Below are 15700 nucleotides of genomic sequence, written 5' to 3'. Positions count from 1 at the left end.
CTGGCCGACGGGGACATCAGGGCGGCCGTACGGTGTCGCTGTTTCACTCGCTGACAAAGACAGGCAGGGGAGTAATCCCATTTACAAAAGGCAGCGGCTTCCGCACACTGTGACCTGATGCGCGCTTGGCGCTGCATTGCAGTGAAAGGCACGAGGTAACGAATGCTGGGATGGCTGGGGCTGCGTACCCGTCTGGTTTTGCTGGTGCTGCTCGCGCTGCTCCCGCTGTTCGGCTTGCTCGCGTATTACGCCGAACAAGGTCACCGGACTGCGCTGGAACATGCGCAGGTTGACCTGCAGGCCCAGGTCGCGCTGCTCGCCACACACCAGCAGCGCACGGTGGACAAGGTCCATGAGCTTCTCAACGGCCTGGCCAGTGCGCCTCATATCAAAAGCCGCGAGCCCGGACTGTGCGGGCAACAGCTTAAAAATATCCATCGGGAGCACCCCGAGTTCACCCATGTGGGCGTTGCTGCGCCGGACGGCCGGCTGGTCTGCAGTTCACTGGGCCTTCCTGCCGGCAGTATCCAGGAAGATGACAGGCCATTCTTTCTGCAAATCATGGCCGGCCAGCGTTTTGCCATTGGGACTTACGGCATTGGCCGCAGCAGTGGCCTGCCGGGCCTGATCTTCGCCATACCGGTCCACACCGATTCCGGCGCCATGGGCGGCGTGGCCTTTGCCTCCCTGGGCCTGAAGGCGCTCGCAGAACCCTTGACCACCGCGTCCATGATGCCGGGTGCAAGGCTGACGGTGCTTGACCGGGATGGCGTGGTTCTGGCTGTTTCCCCGCAGGCGCCTTCCTGGCTGGGCCGGCAGCACCCGGATTCCGCCGTACGCCAGGGAGTGCAAACCCGCCACTTGGGCGTACTGCATGCGCCTGATGCGCAGGGAAGCCAGCGGGTCTACGCTTTTGCGCCGGTTCCCGTCGAAGGCCGCGATGGGCTATTTGTGGCGGTCAGTGTCCCGCAGGAAATCATCGGCGCGGAAAGCCGCGACAACCTGCTTTCGGAGCTGGCGGCCTTGCTCGCCGTGGCCGTGGCAAGCGCAGCCTGTGCGTGGTGGATGGGCAACCGCCTGATCGTCAACCCGGCCAAGGCGATTCTGAAAGAAGCTAATGAGGTTGCAGAGGGCAATCTCGGGGCGCGTGTCAGGCTGGGTCCGTTGTACCAAGGGGAGCTTGGCGATATCGGGCAGACTTTCAATCGCATGGCCGGCTCGCTTCAGGCGCGGCAGGAAGAGCTTGATGCCGCGCTCAGCCGTGTGGACAAGGAGCGCTCCCTGCTCGACCTCATTCTCAACAGCATGAGTGAGGGTGTAATCGCAGCGGACACCGAAGGCCGCTTCCTGGTGTTCAACGCGACGGCCCGCAAGCTCTTCAATGCGGCTACACCGGGCCCTGGCATGCGGGTCGAGGAATGGCGGCGCAGCCATGAGCTACTGATGCTTGACGGCAAAACCCACTTGCCGGAAGCTGAACGGCCGCTGACACGCGCTGCCCGCGGCGTCAGTACCGACAACTGGGACCTGCTATTTCGCAGGCCCGGCGCCGAAGACCGGGTGCTCCGCATGAGCACCCGGCCCTTACGCGGTGACGACGGCACGCTGGTGGGTGGCGTCGCGGTGTTCAACGACATCACCAAAGCCAAGGCCGCCGAAGAATTCGCGAAGGCACAGGAACAGGTGCTGGCACTGATTGCCGGGAGCGCGCCCCTGCAGCGCTCGCTCGAAGCCGTGGTGCAATTAATTGAGACGAGTTCCCCGGACAGCCTGTGCTCGATCCTGCTGCTGGATGGCCAGCACCTGCGCCTGGGTGCAGCGCCCAGCCTGCCGGACAGCTACAACCAGGCCATTGAAGGCCTGCCGGTTGGTGAAGGGGTGGGCGCCTGCGGTACCGCGGCGTTTCGCAACGAGATGGTCGTGGTGGAAGACACCCAGCTGGATCCGTTGATGAAAGACTATCGCGAACTCCTGGCCACGCACAACCTGCGCGCCTGTTGGTCGCATCCCGTGGTGTCTACCACTGGCGAGCCGCTGGCGACGTTTGCCATCTACCACCGCTATCCGTGTGCCCCCCAGGCGCACGACCTGGAGCTGATCGCCACCGCGGCGCGGCTGGCCGGCATTGCGCTGGTACGTGCCCGCGCCGAGGCGGCGCTGGTCAGCAGCGAAGCGCGCTTTCGTGAGCTTGCAGAAAACATCAACGACGTTTTTTACAACGTGGATCCCCGCTCGGGCCAGCTTCTCTATATCAGCCCCGGCTATGAGAAAGTGTGGGGGCGCAGCCGCGAGAGCCTGTATGCCAACCCCCTGTCATATGCCGACGCGGCGCTGCCGGAGGATCAGCCTTTGCTGAAGCTCGCCAGGAAGCGCAACCGAACCGGCGAATCCTCCGACATCGAATACCGCATCCTGTCCACGGACGGCAAGCTCCGGTGGATACACGACCACTCCTATCCGGTGCTCGATGCGTCGGGCGTGCTCGAACGTGTGGTGGGCACCGCGCGCGACATTACCGACCGCAAGCTTGCCGACCTGGCGCTCGCAAACACCAACCGGGCCCTGCAGATGCTGAGCCAGTCCAGCATCGCCATCAACCGGATCGAAGACGAGGAGGCCCTGTTGGCCGAAGTCTGCCGTGTCGCCGTCGACGTGGGCAGCTACCGCATGGCATGGGTCGGGTATGCGCAGAACGACGAAGCGCGCACCATACAGCCCATGGTGCACGCCGGTAACGAGGGTGGCTACCTGACGGTGATCCGCTTGACCTGGCGCGATGACCAGGTCACGGGCCAGGGCCCCGCGGGCCAGGCCATTCGCACGGGGCTGCCCCAGCAAAGTGGCGACATCGGTCAGGCTGAAAATCACTTCTACTGGCATGCCGACGCGATGAAGCGAGGCTACCGGAGCGCGGTCTGCCTGCCCTTGCGCGAAGGGGGCCGCAGTTTTGGTGTGCTGTGCCTTTATTCGGCCGAAGCGCAGCACTTCACCCCTGAAGAAATCAAGCTCCTGCAGGAGCTTGCCGACAACCTGGCATTCGGCATCGTCAGCTTGAGAGAACGGCTGGAGCGCCAGCGCAGCCAGGAGGCGGCGCGCCAGGCCGCAGTCAAACTGCGCGAACAGGCCTCGCTGCTGGACAGGGCCCAGGATGCCATCATGGTCCGCAACCTGGACCGGACCATACGTTTCTGGAACAAGAGTGCCGAACGCCTTTACGGCTGGACGGCCGAAGAAGTGCTGGGAAAATCGATGGAAGAGTTCATGTACGAGGATCCCCAGGTGCTTGTGGACGCCATGGCCCGCACGCTGGCCAATGAAGGGGACTGGACCGGTGAACTGGAGCAGCACGCCAGAGATGGTTCAACGGTGGCCATCGAAGCACGCTGGACGGTGGTGCGCGACGAAGAAGGCAAGGTCAACGGGGTGCTCGGCATCAACACCGATATCCGAGAACGCCGGCGTGCGCGTGAAGAAATTTTGCGGCTCAACGCCAGCCTGGAAGAGCGCGTGCAGCAGCGCACCGCGCAGCTCGAATTTGCCAACAAACAACTGGAAGCGTTTTCCTATTCCGTGTCCCATGACCTGCGCAGCCCGCTGAGTGCCATCGACGGATTCAGCGACCTGTTGCAGCGTGCCATGAACAAGTCCGACAGCACACCGCTGTCGGAGCGCAGCCGGCATTACCTGGCGCGCATACGGGCCGGGGTGGGGCAAATGGGGGAGTTGATCGATGCGATGTTGACGCTGGCACAGGTGTCGCGCTCAAGCCTGCGCTGGGAGCCGGTCGACCTCAGCGCGCTGGTCCAGGGCATCCTTGATGGCTACCGTGAACGCGAGCCCGAAAGGCCGGTGGATCTCCATGTTGAAGCGGGTTTGACGGGGCAGGGTGACCCGCGCCTGCTCATGCAGTTGCTGGACAACCTGCTGGGCAACGCCTGGAAATTCAGCGCCAACCAGGAGCGCACCGAAATCACCTTCGGCCATGAGATCGGGGAAGACGGAGAGACGGTTTATTTTGTCCAGGACAAGGGCGCCGGCTTTGACATGGCCTATGCGGAGAAGCTGTTTGGCGCGTTCCAGCGCCTGCATTCGCTGTCGGAGTTCGCCGGCACCGGCATTGGGCTGGCCACGGTGCACCGCATCGTGGCACGGCATGGCGGGAAGGTCTGGGCCCAGTCAGCACTGGGGCAGGGCGCCACGTTCTATTTCACGTTGGGTGAGAGGACGCTATAACACCCCCGTCCAGACTCACTTCGTGTAGTCTGTTCCCCCCTCAAGGGGGCGGCGCCTGGGGCCGGCGAAGCCGGACCCTCGGCCCCCATTGGTGAAATACCTCCATCACTGGCCGTATTCACCGAATCTTCAAGCCAGCATGAGCCGCGGAACCGGCTTTGCCGGGCCGCAGGCGGGCGGCCCCCTCGGGGGGCAGGGAGCTACACGAAGTGAGCGACCGTGGGGGCTAGTCTAGAAACTCTGCGAGCGCAGAGTTTCGCGCAGCGTCTGCGCTTTATCTGCGTCGAACTGACCTTCAACCCGCGCCAGCACTTCACCCTGGCGGTTGACCACCACGGCGTAGACCTGGTCCGTGCCGTTGAGGCCGGCCGCGCGCACAAAACTGGCCCGGTCGGTGAACACCGGCACCAGCCTGGCGCGCTCGGTGTCGGCCGTGTAGTGCTTGAGCAACCTGTTTTCGACGGCGCTGCGCCCCGTCGGTGTGCCGGGGTCATTGACGATCGGCATGCGCATCCACGCGATGGACGAGTCGTTACGCAGGTTCAGCCCCTGGATCCAGCTCTCGGCCTGGACGTGCTGGCCGCGCTGGAAGGTGATCAGTGCAAGGGTGCGGTCAGAGGGCAAGCCATCCGGTACGTTGACCGGCTGGCGCAGCAGTGTTTGCGCCATGAAGGCCGGCATGTGCCCCATCACGCTGGCCTCATTGGGCGACGCGAACGCAAACGCAAACGCAAGGCCGACGGCAACCAGCCAGGCGCCAAGATAGGACACGTTGCTTTTCATGGTGCTCTCCCCAATGCGGGTGCGGTACAGGAAGTCCTGCATGAACCCTTCATGCAAGATACATGCAAGCCGAACAGTGCGCAAACCAACAATTGGAACAAAGTGTTATCACCTTCGTGCTGACCCTTGGGTTCCGCGTTGCCGGTCGTGGTTGGGTTACGCGATGCGCAGGAAGTTCAAAAAAATGCCGCCGCCGTGTGCGCTGCGGCGCTACGACTTTAGTCACCAGCGGCACGTCGGCACCACGCACATAAGAGGACGACTGAGTGCTTGAGTGCTATTGGCCGACGCGGATCAGCAAGTCGGGTAAAAACCCGTCCTGTTCATGCTTGCGTGCATAACCCAGCGGGTTCGCCACTACGCGGCAGCCGCGGCTGATGTAATTAATTACGCAATGCAGATGCCCATGCAGCCACAGGTCGGCCAGCGGCAGCAGGTCATCCAGCGCATTACAAAAGCCCGCTGTACCCGGCACCAGGCCATAGCGCGGGTCGGCGCTCAGCAAGCTGGGGGCGAAATGCGTCACGGCCACGGTAGGCCCTTCAAAGGGTACGGCCAGTGCCTGCCGCAACCAGGCCTGGCTTTTGAGGCCCTCTTCGCGCACATCGGCCGCCAGCAGTGGCTGGCCATCGCGAAAGGAATGGTTTTTTTGGAGGTAAAAGTTGGCGGCGCGGAATGCTTTTTCGCGAGCTTTCAATTGCTCGCCCGGCGTAATGTCCGATGCCTGGGCCTGGCCTGCGCTCAGGGCGTCAAAGTCGGTCCACAGCGTGCTGCCCACAAAACGCACACCCTGCAGCACCACGGTTTCACGCTCAAGCCAGACCATGCCCAGGCGCTCGCAGGTTTCGCGCAGCCGCACATGGGTTTCATCAAAGTCCAGGCCGTCGTATTCGTGGTTGCCCGGGACAAACAGCACCGGCGTCGGCCAGCCGGCGCCGCCGCGCTCTGCCGGCAACGGTGAAAACCGCGCCAGGCCAAAGTCGCCGATATTCAATTCGTCCAGCAACGAGCCCTTCTGGTAGGAGCCGATGTCGCCCGCCAGCACCAGCAGGTCGGCACCGGGCACGGGCTGCGCTGTGAAGTGGGGATTGGATTCAAGGTGCAGATCGGAAAGGAGCTGGATGTTCACCCGCCCATTGTGCGGGAAGATGTTTCGATCTCTTCCTTGCTGGAGTTTTAGCTTGCGCGGCCTTGCGCCCATGCGCTAGATTGCGCATGGCATCAGCAGATGAACCGGAGCCGCTTGTGAAGCAGATCGAAAACGCAGCCGTCGCGCAGACCTTCGCGGCCTACCCACCGGCGCTGCGGCGCAAGCTGCTGGCCCTGCGCACGCTGATCCTGGACACGGCATCGGCCACACCCGGCGTGGGCGAGCTGGAGGAAACCCTCAAGTGGGGCGAGCCGGCCTACCTCACGTCAGTCAGCAAAAGCGGCAGCACCGTCCGCCTGGGGCCGGTCAAGTCCAGCCCGTCGCAGTACGCCCTGTACTTCAATTGCAACACCACGCTGGTGGACACCTTCCGCACCTTGTTTCCGGGCGAGCTGCGTTATGAGGGCAACCGGGCCATCGTGCTCGATGCGGCCGATCCACTGCCGCGGGATGCCTTGTCGTTCTGCATTCAGGCGGCGCTGACCTACCACCGGAAAAAAGGCCCCTGAAACGGCAAAACCGCCGGCGCCGGGCGGGGTGCGTCAGGCCAGCGGCGCCAGCAGGCGCACGGTGAATGTCGTGCCCTGTCCGGGCCGGCTGGTGACTTCAATCTGCCCCTGGTGCAGGTCAACGCATTCCTTCACGATGTGCAGGCCGATGCCGGTGCCGGAAATATTGCCGACATTGGTGCCGCGGTGAAAGCTGCCGAAAAGCCGCGGCAGGTCGGCTTCCGGGATGCCGATGCCGTGGTCGGTGATGCGCAGGTGAATCTGGTCGCCCACGCCGCGAACGGCAAACTGCACCGGCGTGTCCGGGTCCGAATATTTCAGTGCATTGCCCAGCAGGTTGACCACGATGTGCCGCAGCAACTGCTGGTCCGCCGTGCGCGGCGCGTCCAGGCCGTCGCAGGTCAGCGACACGCGCGCGGCCTGCGGGTTGCCGCGCTCAAGCTCACCCATCACCTGAACCAGCCAGTCGGGCACTGCCAGCGGTGCGGCTTCGAACTGGAACTTGCCCAGCTCCAGGCGGCTGGTCAGCAGCACCTGCTCGACCATGCTGTTCATGCGGGCCACCGCCGTCTTGATTTGCCCCAGAAGCTCCCGGCGTTCGCTGGCCGGAAAGCTGGCCCCGTAGGCGTCCAGCAGCTCCACGGACGACAGGATGGCGGCCAGCGGTGTGCGGAACTCGTGCGATGTCACGGCGACAAACCGTGACTTCAGCTCCGACAGCTCGCGCTCGTGCGCCAGCGCCTTGCGCATGTCTTCCTCTGCCTGGCGCTTGCGCGTGACATCGGTCAGGAAGTTGAGCGTGGCGGGCGCGCCCTGCCATTCAAACATCACCGCGCTGATCTCCAGCCAGCGTATGGCGCTGCGGCTGTGTTGCACGCGAAACTGGTAGTAGTTCTCCACCGGCTCGCCGCGCAGGCGCTTCATGTGGTTGCTCAGCACCTTCTCGCGGTCGTCGGGGTGGATGAATTCGATGAAGGGCCGGGACTTGGCGGTTTCCTCGTCCAGCGAGGTCAGCTCCAGCGCCTTGGGGTTGGCATACAGGATGCGCCCGGCCGCCGTGACAAGAATGCCCTCGCTGACGTTTTCCACCACCGCGCGGTACTTGGCCTCGGAGTCGTTGCGCCGGCCGATCTCCACACGCAGCTGCTTGGAGGTGTCGAGCTGCCAGGTGATGTTGTTGGCCAGGTGGATGACGCGCAGCAACTGCCCCGAAGGGCTGTGCATGGGCAGTGCGCGCTGGCTCAGCCGGGCGTTGCCGCCCTGCGGCCGTATGACCCTGTACTCTTCGCTGCGCTTGAGGGGGCTGGTCTGCAGGCTCAGCACCCGCTCGCGGTCTATCGGGTCCACATGCTCCAGCCATTGCCAGGGCCGGTCTGCCAGGGTGTCGGCCGACAGGCCCCAGAACGCCTCGAACGCCGGGTTGGTATAGGTGATGCGGCCAGTTTGCGGGTCCCAGGACCAGAGCATGGCGTCAATATTTGAGGCGATCTGCCGCAGCAGCGCCAGCGCCCCGTCCGGCGATGAAGCAGGGGTCTCAGCCGTGGGCAGGGAAGAGGAGGGATTTGGGGGATGGGCCACAGCCCAAGCATAGCCGCCGGCTCCGTGAAATTTTTCCCGGAAATCACGTAGAAATCACCCGCATGTGTCGCCGCGGGGCATCACATGCATTTTTTGCATGGGTTTGGGCCTCGGTTAGGCTTGAAACCCTAGGGAAAACCCTTATTCTTCATTCACCGCAACTTTTTCACCCCATGAAGGTGACCCTGACATGTACAGCCTGATTTCCCAGATCGCCCGTTTCCTGCCCGCCGCAACCCGCGTGGCCCCTGTAAACGGTGTGGCCCACAACCTGATGGAACGCGCCGAAGCACGCGCCGGCCGCAATCCGCTGCAGGCCCAGGAACTGCGCAGCGCCGCCTACGCTTACCTCAGCGTGGTTCGCTGAGCCCCCACGCTTCCCCACTTCGAGCCTGCGGCGCGCTGCCCCTTTTCTCTCGTACGGGGCTGCCCGCCTTGCGGCTGGCAAAGCCAGACCGCGGCTTCAGCTGGTAAAGACGGGGTCTTGCTCGGGGCGGATGCGGTCAGAGCTTAACCCCTGCTCCTTTGACGGCGGGCGACAGTACGGCTACCTGCTCCTTGACGAAGCCGGTGAACGCCGCCGGGCTCATGGGCTGGGTGGTGATGCCCAGCTCCAGCATCTTCTTTTTGATCTCTGCCGTTGCCAGTATTTCGTTGCAGGCGCTGCTCAGCCGTGCCACGACGTCGGCCGGCATGTGCGCCGGGCCGCTCAGGCCAAAGAAGTTGTCCAGCACCAGCTTGCGGTAGCCAAACTCCACCACGCTGGGCACATCCGGCACCAGCGGTGAGCGGCTGGCCGACGTCACGGCCAGCGGCACCAGCTGCCCGCTTTTGAAGTAAGGCACAAACGCCGTCAGCACGTCGATCCCCACGGGGATCACGCCCGCGATCAGGTCTGTCGTCATGGGCGCACCGCCGCGGTACGGGATGTGCACCAGGTTCACGCCCATGGACTTTTTCATCAGCTCGCCGTAGATGTGGCCGATCGAAGCCGGGCCGCCCGAGCCGAAGTCGAGCCGGCCCGCCTTGCGGGCCTGCGCTTCCACATCGGTAATCGTCTTGATGGGCGCGTGCGGGTTGGCCATCACCACGCAGGGGGCGTTGCCGATCAGCGCGATGTGGGTGAAGCCTTCCACCGGGTCATAGGGCTGCTTTTCCAGCGCGAACGGGCCGATGGAAACCGGTGTCGAGTTGCTCAGCATCAGCGTGTAGCCGTCCGCCGGCGCCTGCGCCACCACCAGGCCTCCCACGCTGCCGCCCGCGCCCGGCCGGTTGTCGACCACCACCGCCTGCCCCAGCTTTTTGCCCAGCTGCTCCGCCATCACCCGCGCGACGATGTCGCTGGCGCCGCCGGCCGGAAAGGTCACCACGATCTTGATCGGCTTGTCCGGCCAGGCAGCCAGGGCCGGCAGCGCCATGGACGCGGCGCCGCTGGCGAGGATCTTCAGCGCGGTGCGGCGCGCAAGTGGGTGGGAGGGCGTTGGGGTGTGTGGGTGGTCTGGCATGCGCGGCTCCTGCGTACAGTTTGTGTGCAAAAGTGTGTGCAAAAACCATGCCCCTCGCCGCGAGCCGCTTGAACGGGGTTGCCCGTGGGCGTTCGGCGTCGGCGAGATGCTACTGAATTAATAGCGGCTAGCGCCTGTTCTCATTGGGTTACAGCCCGATTGAGTGGGTAAAAAGCGACTCAGGGGGCTCTTTATCCTCCAGCCTGCCCCTGGGGTGCCGCAAAAGCCTTGGCGACGCCGGAAACCCCGAGAAAACCACTGATTTCAAGTGCCAAAGATGGCTAAAGCCCAATACAAACGGGCGCAAGCCACTATCTATTTGATAGCGAATGGCATGGCAATCTGCCGCCGGCTTCAGTCGCCTCGATAGGGTGCGTGCGTGATCCTGCTGCCGGCCCGCGGCTACCGCCACAGCTCCCCGTTAAAGGAGACGCTTTTGACCATGTGTTCCTCCAGGTAGGCTTCCTTGTAGGCGGAACGCACGGTTTTCCAGGTTTCGCTGGTTGCCGGGAGTTCCGTGCGTGCCGAGATGACGGCGCGAAACGGAATGTGGCCGACGCCGGTGAAGGTAGCCTCGGAACGCAGCACCACATTGCAGTTAATGGTCTCTCCCGGCCCGATCAAGCCGCCAGGGCAGATGTCAGCCTGCACATCGCTGGCTTTCAGTGCCAGCTTTGTGTTGGGAAGAGGGTTGAGGGTCAGGGCGATGCGCGGCGGGGTCACGCGGACGGCGCGGCGGCTTGCGTTGGTCAGGCTAAAACCGAAGGAGACGCTGCGGTCCAGCCAGGTGACCTTTTGCTGGAACTTGACCTGCAGGTTAGGCGTCAGGGAGTCCACCAGTTCATCGACCACCTTGACGCGCTCCAGCCGCTTGCGTTCCGCGGCCTGGGCGTCGGGCACCGGTTTCTGCACCGGCTCCGCAACCGGTTCCGCTGCGGCCTTGGGCTGCTGGATCTCGGCCTTCATCTGCTCCATGTTGGCGCGCAATGCCTCGGTCTGGGCCTTGGCTTCGGCGAGCTTTTGTTCAAGCTGCTGCTGGTTCTTCTGGTTCGCGGCCATCAGCTGCTGCATCAGCAGCTGGGCTTCCTTCTGTGCCTTGGCCGCAGGCCGGTCTACCAGGGTGTAACGCGCTGCGCTGCCGGCCACCACAATCGCCAGGCCGATGATCAGCAAAAAAACGATGGTGTCGTATCGGTGGGCGCCGGCGTCCTTGCCGGGTTTCGGTTTGGGTTGGCGCGGCGGGAGAGGCGGCAGGGATGGCGGGATGGGGGGCATGCTTTTGTAAGCCATGAGGTATGACGCGGGTGTGGCTGGATTAAATGTGTTGTGAATCAGGTCGGTCAGGGGGCAACATGCCTTGAGATGCCCGGCTCACCATTTGCCGCGCACCCCCATCAGCAGGGCCAGGTTGCGCTGGCGTGCGTTCTGTTCGGTCTGGAGGTCGGCGAAGAGGTTGAAGTTGTCGTGGATGCGGCCCGAAACGCCCACGCCCAGGACCACCGTGTTGGCATTGAGGGCCACGCCCGCGATCTGGAACTGGTAGGGCGTGCCGGCGCCCTGCAGCTGCGCCGTCATCGGGGTGTTGTATTTGCCAAACTCATGTGCCCACACCACCCGCGGTTCGATCCGCAGCCGGCCCACGTCAAAGCCGGCTTTCAGCCCCAACATCGATTTGGTCGAGTACACGGTTTGCGCGGCAACCTGCAGGTTGAGCGCACCGGCGCCCTGCTCGGCGAAACCGTTGGTCTGGTTGCGACTGAAGGCCAGCGCGGCCATCGGTTGCAGCGTCCAGCCGGTCATGTCCAGGTCGTAGGTCAACTCGCCGTAGGCCGTGGCGGTGCTGCTGTCGAAATTCGACGAGGCCAGGCGGGCGATCGGCCCGACCACGATGCCGCGGTCCATGTGGTTGCCGTGAAACGCCACGCTGGTCACGCCATTCAGGCGCCAGGCCCCGTCGGTGTAGCCGGCGTACATCGCCAGCGCCGCGCTGCGAGCCCTGCCCTGGTCACCTGAATCAAAACTGACCCTTGATGTGCCGATGGTCACGGCGCCGCCCAGCATCAAGCCTGGCGACACTTCGGCGTCGTAACCCGCGCTCAGGCCGGTGCTGTTCAGGCGGCTGGCCATGGCATTGCCGTCGCTGTCGGTGATTTGGTGGCTGCCGTAACCGCGCAGCCAGAAACCGCAGCCGTCTTCGATGGCCGGGAAAAGCGCCCTCAGGGCTTCGCGGCCCGCAACGTCGTCGCTGCCGCAGACTGAGCCCAGGCTGCTTCGGCCCACGCGTGCCTGCAGCTGTTCGCCGAATGCGGCGGCAAAGCTGGGGCCGGCACGGCGCAAGGCGACCAGGTTGGCACCGCCTATGGCATCGAAGGCGGCGAGGGCCTGCGGCACTGAAAGGCTGTTGAGGGCGCTGAGCACCGTGCTCATGTCGCCGCTCGCGCTGCCGGAGGCATTTTGCAGCGCATTCGAGGCTGACTGCTGGTTGGGCGTCATGCCGGGCAGGGTGTTGTAGCCGGTGCTGTTGCGCGCCAGGGTCAGGTACACATTGTTGGGGTCGTAGGTGAGCGACGGCGTCAGAAACGCCAGGTTGGTCGTGAGCCCGCTAAAGACGCCGGTGCGCCCGCCTGTGGCATTGAGGATGGTGTACTGCGTGGTCGGCGAGTAGGTGCCGGCGCTGGCCAGCACGTTGACCGTGCCGCCGTTGATGGTCAGCGTGCCGGTGGCGTTGGTGCGGTCGTTGCTGCCGGCTGCATCGACCTCCACGCTGTAATTGGAGCCCGCATTGAAAGTCAGATTGCCGACGACGGTGAGCGTGCCGATGGAATTGCCGGGCGCCAGCGTGCCGCCCGACTGGATGGTGGTGTTGCGCACGGAACCGGTGCCGCCCAGCGTGCCGCCGTTCTGCACCTGCACGGCAGAGTTGGTCAGGCTGCCGTTGACCGACAGCGTGCCGCCGCTGACGACGGTAGTCCCGCTGTAAGTGTGGGTGCCGGAAAAGGTGACATTGCCGGTGCCGCTTTTGACCACGTTGCCGGTGCCGCTGATGACGCCGCCAAACGTTCCGTTGCCTGCTTGCAAGAACTCCAGGTTGGCGTTGGTGGTAATCAAGCCCTGCAGGTTGGCGGTAGTACCGCGCAAGGTGCCGCCATTGATGGTGGTGCCGCCGGTGTAGGTGTTGGTGCCAGAAAGAATCACCGTGCCGCTGCCTTCCTTGACCAGTGCGCCGCCGCCGCTGACGGACCCTGCATAGGTGCCATTGGTGGTCTGGTCGAAGGTCAGCACGCCGTCGTTGCTGATGGCTCCCTGCAGGCTGGTGGTGCTGCCGGTCAGGCGGGCATTGGTTCTGATGAAAGTGCCGCCGGTGTAGCTGTTGGCGCCCGTCAGTATGGTGGAGGAGCCCCCGGGGTGGCGGAACACTTCTACCCATCCGGCGCCGCTGATCGCCGCGGAGAAGGTGTAGGGCGTGGCGTCGTTTTGGTTGAACTTGATGCTGGAGCTGGCATTGCCGAAAACCACGGCGTCAGCATTCAGGGTGCCGCTGGGCCCGATGTTGCCGATGACCAGCGTCCCGGTGCCCACATTGCCCAGGTGCAGGGTGCGGGTGCCGCCCACCGTCACGGTGGCGCCGGTGCGGATGCCCAGGAGCCCGTCTCCATTGTTGCCAACAATGAACTGGTCGCCCGGAGCCAGGCTGAGGGGGGACACGTTCAGGCTGGCGCCGGCGCCGTCCATGAGGATCTGCCCTCCGGTCACCGTGTCGCCCACGCTCAGCCGCGTGGCCGTGACGCTCCCATTAATCAGCATTGATCCCGCGTTACCCGGCGTCGGCGTGGTGCCCAGCAGGAGCGTGCCAGCGGCCAGGGTGCGGCCCGCATGGACGACCACCTGGCCGTTTTCCTCCACTTGCAGCGTGCCCACCTGGGCGGCTGGTCCACTAATAATGTCCACCTGCTGGTTCGTCGGGACCCTTGCCAAGCTGGCGGCTGTAGGCGTGCCGCCACTCCAGTTGGCCGCGTCGTTCCAGTCCTGAGTGCCTGCGGCCGAGAAATCGTTGGTGACCTGGGCATGGCCGGCATGCGGTGCCATGGCCAGGCCGGCGAATGCCAGCGCCAGGCCAAGCGGCTTGAGGGGAAAGTGCGGGCGGGAATTCATGCGGGGCCGGTTTTGGGGTGAGGGTTCAAGCCGTGCCGGTCAACGCAACCCAAAGACGATTGCCCCGCCAGAGGACATCGCGATTTCGGCTGCATGCGCAAGTAACGATTTAGCTAACATTTTTTAACGTATGCCTCGCAGTAACGACGCCCTCCGGGAAGAGCTCTGTACGGGTGTGATGTCCATGTTTTGACTTTGCTTCACGTTACATTTTTTTGCAAGTAGGTCGTTTGAAGACTTATGACGCGCAGAACACCAAATGAGAGAACTAAAGAATTAATTTGTTCTGGCGGCGCCAGTCAGGAGCGGCCAGAGGCTGGCTTGTAGCCAGAAAAAAGCGGCGCAACACGCTGAAAATCGCGCCGTAGGGCACCGGATCCGGGTCATTCAGTGCGCTGTTTTGGTGTCTGCGTTGCGTGCTGGCCACACCGCAGCCGGGAACTGCAGTGGTTTGATCCGCTTGCCACGGCTGCTATCAAATAGCTAGCGACTTGCGCTCGTCTTTGTTGGCTAAAACACCAATTTGATGGGAAAAAAAGTGTGCTGGGGAAGCGCGCCGCAGTAGCGATGGCTCCCGGCGACGATTTCCGCGCCCAAAACTGCCTGGTTTGGCATCAAAAATGACCCTCGCCCAATACTGACTTGCGCGAGCAGCTATGATTTTTATAGCGCTGTGTAGACGTCTCTTCGGATAGCCAGGCTGGCCAGTCCTTTGGGTGGGTCAGGGGCTTCAGGCCAAAAACGCCCTGTCGGCCGCACGCACCAGCACCTGCCGCAACCACGCATGCGCGCTGCGTTGTTGCGAACGCCGGTGCCACAGGGTATCCACGTGCACCGGTGACACGTCAAACGGCAGGGGGCGCAGCACCAGCTGGTCGGCAATGCCCGTCACCCCGACGAAATGCCGCGGCAGCACGGTGAGCAGGTTGGAGTTGGCCACCACCCGCCCCGCAGTGAAGAACTGGTTGACCGTCAGCACCACATGCCGCTCCCGGCCCAGCGAGGCAAGGGCTTCGTCGACGAAACCATAGGGCCGGCCCGAAAAGCTCACCAGCATGTGGCGCGCCGCACAGAACTTGCTCAGTGTGAAGGGGCCGGTAGCCAGCGGGTGGTCTTTGCGCATGACGCAGACGTATTCGCCGTCATACAGCCGCTGGTGCAAAAAGGGCAGGGGCTCGCCACTTTGCGCGCCGGCCGTCAGGTCGGCCAGCACCGAGGGAAAGTAGCCGACCGCCAGGTCGCACAGCTCCTCGTCCAGCAGGCGCCGCGGGTCGCGTGTGGTCAGTGGAATCACGCGGATCGACACGCCTGGGGCTTCCTGGTCCAGTGTCTCCACCAGGCCGGGAATCAATTCGGCCGCGGTGGCGTCGGCCATGGCCAGCACGAAGATGGTGGTGGCTTCGCCGGGCACGAATTCGTTGGGCACCAGCGACTCCTGCAATTGCTGCAGGGCCTCGCGCACGGCCGGCCAGATCGCCACGGCGCGCGGGGTGGGCGCCATGCCCTGGCCGCTGCGCTGTACGAGCTCGTCGCCCAGGGTCTCACGCAGCCGGCGCAAGGCATTGCTAACAGCCGGCTGCGTCAGCGACAGGTTGCGCGCCGCCCGGGTCAGGCTGCGCTCGGCCATCACTTCGTCAAACACGCGAAGCAGGTTGAGGTCCAGGGTCCGGAAATTGAGCGGGGTCACGGCTTGGGGCGGGTGTTGAAGGGCGAAAAGAGGGTGAAAAGAGGGTGGAAAAGCTCAAATTATCACCAATGTGAATGAATCACATCATAAAGATAAAGTTGAA

The 15700-nt window shown here is 63.9% G+C and carries 10 protein-coding genes; 3 read left to right on the top strand and 7 right to left on the bottom strand.

Going from position 1 to position 15700, the window contains the following annotated elements:
• The first annotated feature begins 162 nt into the window (after positions 1-162).
• The gene (locus tag AC1D13_RS13160) at positions 163-4233 is read left to right on the top strand and encodes a PAS domain S-box protein (protein ID WP_477689685.1); all 4071 of its coding nucleotides are present in this window, start codon (positions 163-165) and stop codon (positions 4231-4233) included.
• Between the two features lie 231 nt (positions 4234-4464).
• On the opposite strand, the gene AC1D13_RS13155 is transcribed toward AC1D13_RS13160, so the two are convergent.
• Together AC1D13_RS13155 and AC1D13_RS13150 are read right to left on the bottom strand one after the other, a co-directional pair.
• The gene (locus tag AC1D13_RS13155; protein WP_457281781.1) at positions 4465-5016 is read right to left on the bottom strand and encodes a hypothetical protein; all 552 of its coding nucleotides are present in this window, start codon (positions 5014-5016) and stop codon (positions 4465-4467) included.
• 277 nt (positions 5017-5293) lie between these two features.
• Entirely contained in the window at positions 5294-6145 is an 852-nt protein-coding gene (locus AC1D13_RS13150; protein ID WP_457281780.1) for a metallophosphoesterase, read from the bottom strand.
• A 116-nt stretch (positions 6146-6261) separates the two neighbouring features.
• Between AC1D13_RS13150 and AC1D13_RS13145 the strand changes: the two genes are divergently transcribed.
• On the top strand, positions 6262-6675 hold the full coding sequence (locus tag AC1D13_RS13145) for a DUF1801 domain-containing protein (protein ID WP_457281779.1): 414 nt from the start codon (positions 6262-6264) through the stop codon (positions 6673-6675).
• Between the two features lie 33 nt (positions 6676-6708).
• On the opposite strand, the gene AC1D13_RS13140 is transcribed toward AC1D13_RS13145, so the two are convergent.
• On the bottom strand, positions 6709-8253 hold the full coding sequence (locus tag AC1D13_RS13140; RefSeq protein ID WP_477666998.1) for a sensor histidine kinase: 1545 nt from the start codon (positions 8251-8253) through the stop codon (positions 6709-6711).
• 190 nt (positions 8254-8443) lie between these two features.
• On the opposite strand from AC1D13_RS13140, the gene AC1D13_RS13135 reads away from it, so the two are divergent.
• Positions 8444-8620, top strand: coding sequence for a hypothetical protein (locus AC1D13_RS13135; protein WP_431099058.1), 177 nt, complete (start codon positions 8444-8446; stop codon positions 8618-8620).
• A gap of 136 nt (positions 8621-8756) precedes the next feature.
• Here the strand turns inward: AC1D13_RS13135 and AC1D13_RS13130 are convergent, their stop codons facing one another.
• The 4 genes from AC1D13_RS13130 to AC1D13_RS13115 all read right to left on the bottom strand — a co-directional run bounded on the left by AC1D13_RS13130 (position 8757) and on the right by AC1D13_RS13115 (position 15597).
• Positions 8757-9758, bottom strand: coding sequence for a Bug family tripartite tricarboxylate transporter substrate binding protein (locus tag AC1D13_RS13130; protein WP_477689684.1), 1002 nt, complete (start codon positions 9756-9758; stop codon positions 8757-8759).
• A 402-nt stretch (positions 9759-10160) separates the two neighbouring features.
• Positions 10161-11048: a hypothetical protein gene (locus AC1D13_RS13125; protein WP_477666997.1), complete on the bottom strand. Its 888-nt coding sequence runs from the start codon at positions 11046-11048 to the stop codon at positions 10161-10163.
• Between the two features lie 81 nt (positions 11049-11129).
• Positions 11130-13910, bottom strand: coding sequence for an autotransporter family protein (locus AC1D13_RS13120; protein WP_477689683.1), 2781 nt, complete (start codon positions 13908-13910; stop codon positions 11130-11132).
• A 730-nt stretch (positions 13911-14640) separates the two neighbouring features.
• Positions 14641-15597, bottom strand: coding sequence for a LysR family transcriptional regulator (locus AC1D13_RS13115; RefSeq protein ID WP_457281774.1), 957 nt, complete (start codon positions 15595-15597; stop codon positions 14641-14643).
• Positions 15598-15700: the final 103 nt, after the last annotated feature.

This window comes from Polaromonas sp. P1_E12, from assembly GCF_056405975.1.
Note: the sequence above shows the minus strand (reverse complement) of the source record. Positions and strands in the feature narration are given on the sequence as shown.

Excerpts from the sequence above, each read along its gene's own strand:
- AC1D13_RS13160 (WP_477689685.1), top strand. The coding sequence starts at position 163 with ATGCTGGGATGGCTGGGGCTGCGTACCCGTCTGGTTTTGCTGGTGCTG.
- AC1D13_RS13155 (WP_457281781.1), bottom strand. The coding sequence starts at position 5,016 with ATGAAAAGCAACGTGTCCTATCTTGGCGCCTGGCTGGTTGCCGTCGGC.
- AC1D13_RS13135 (WP_431099058.1), top strand. The coding sequence starts at position 8,444 with ATGTACAGCCTGATTTCCCAGATCGCCCGTTTCCTGCCCGCCGCAACC.
- AC1D13_RS13130 (WP_477689684.1), bottom strand. The coding sequence starts at position 9,758 with ATGCCAGACCACCCACACACCCCAACGCCCTCCCACCCACTTGCGCGC.
- AC1D13_RS13125 (WP_477666997.1), bottom strand. The coding sequence starts at position 11,048 with ATGGCTTACAAAAGCATGCCCCCCATCCCGCCATCCCTGCCGCCTCTC.
- AC1D13_RS13120 (WP_477689683.1), bottom strand. The coding sequence starts at position 13,910 with ATGAATTCCCGCCCGCACTTTCCCCTCAAGCCGCTTGGCCTGGCGCTG.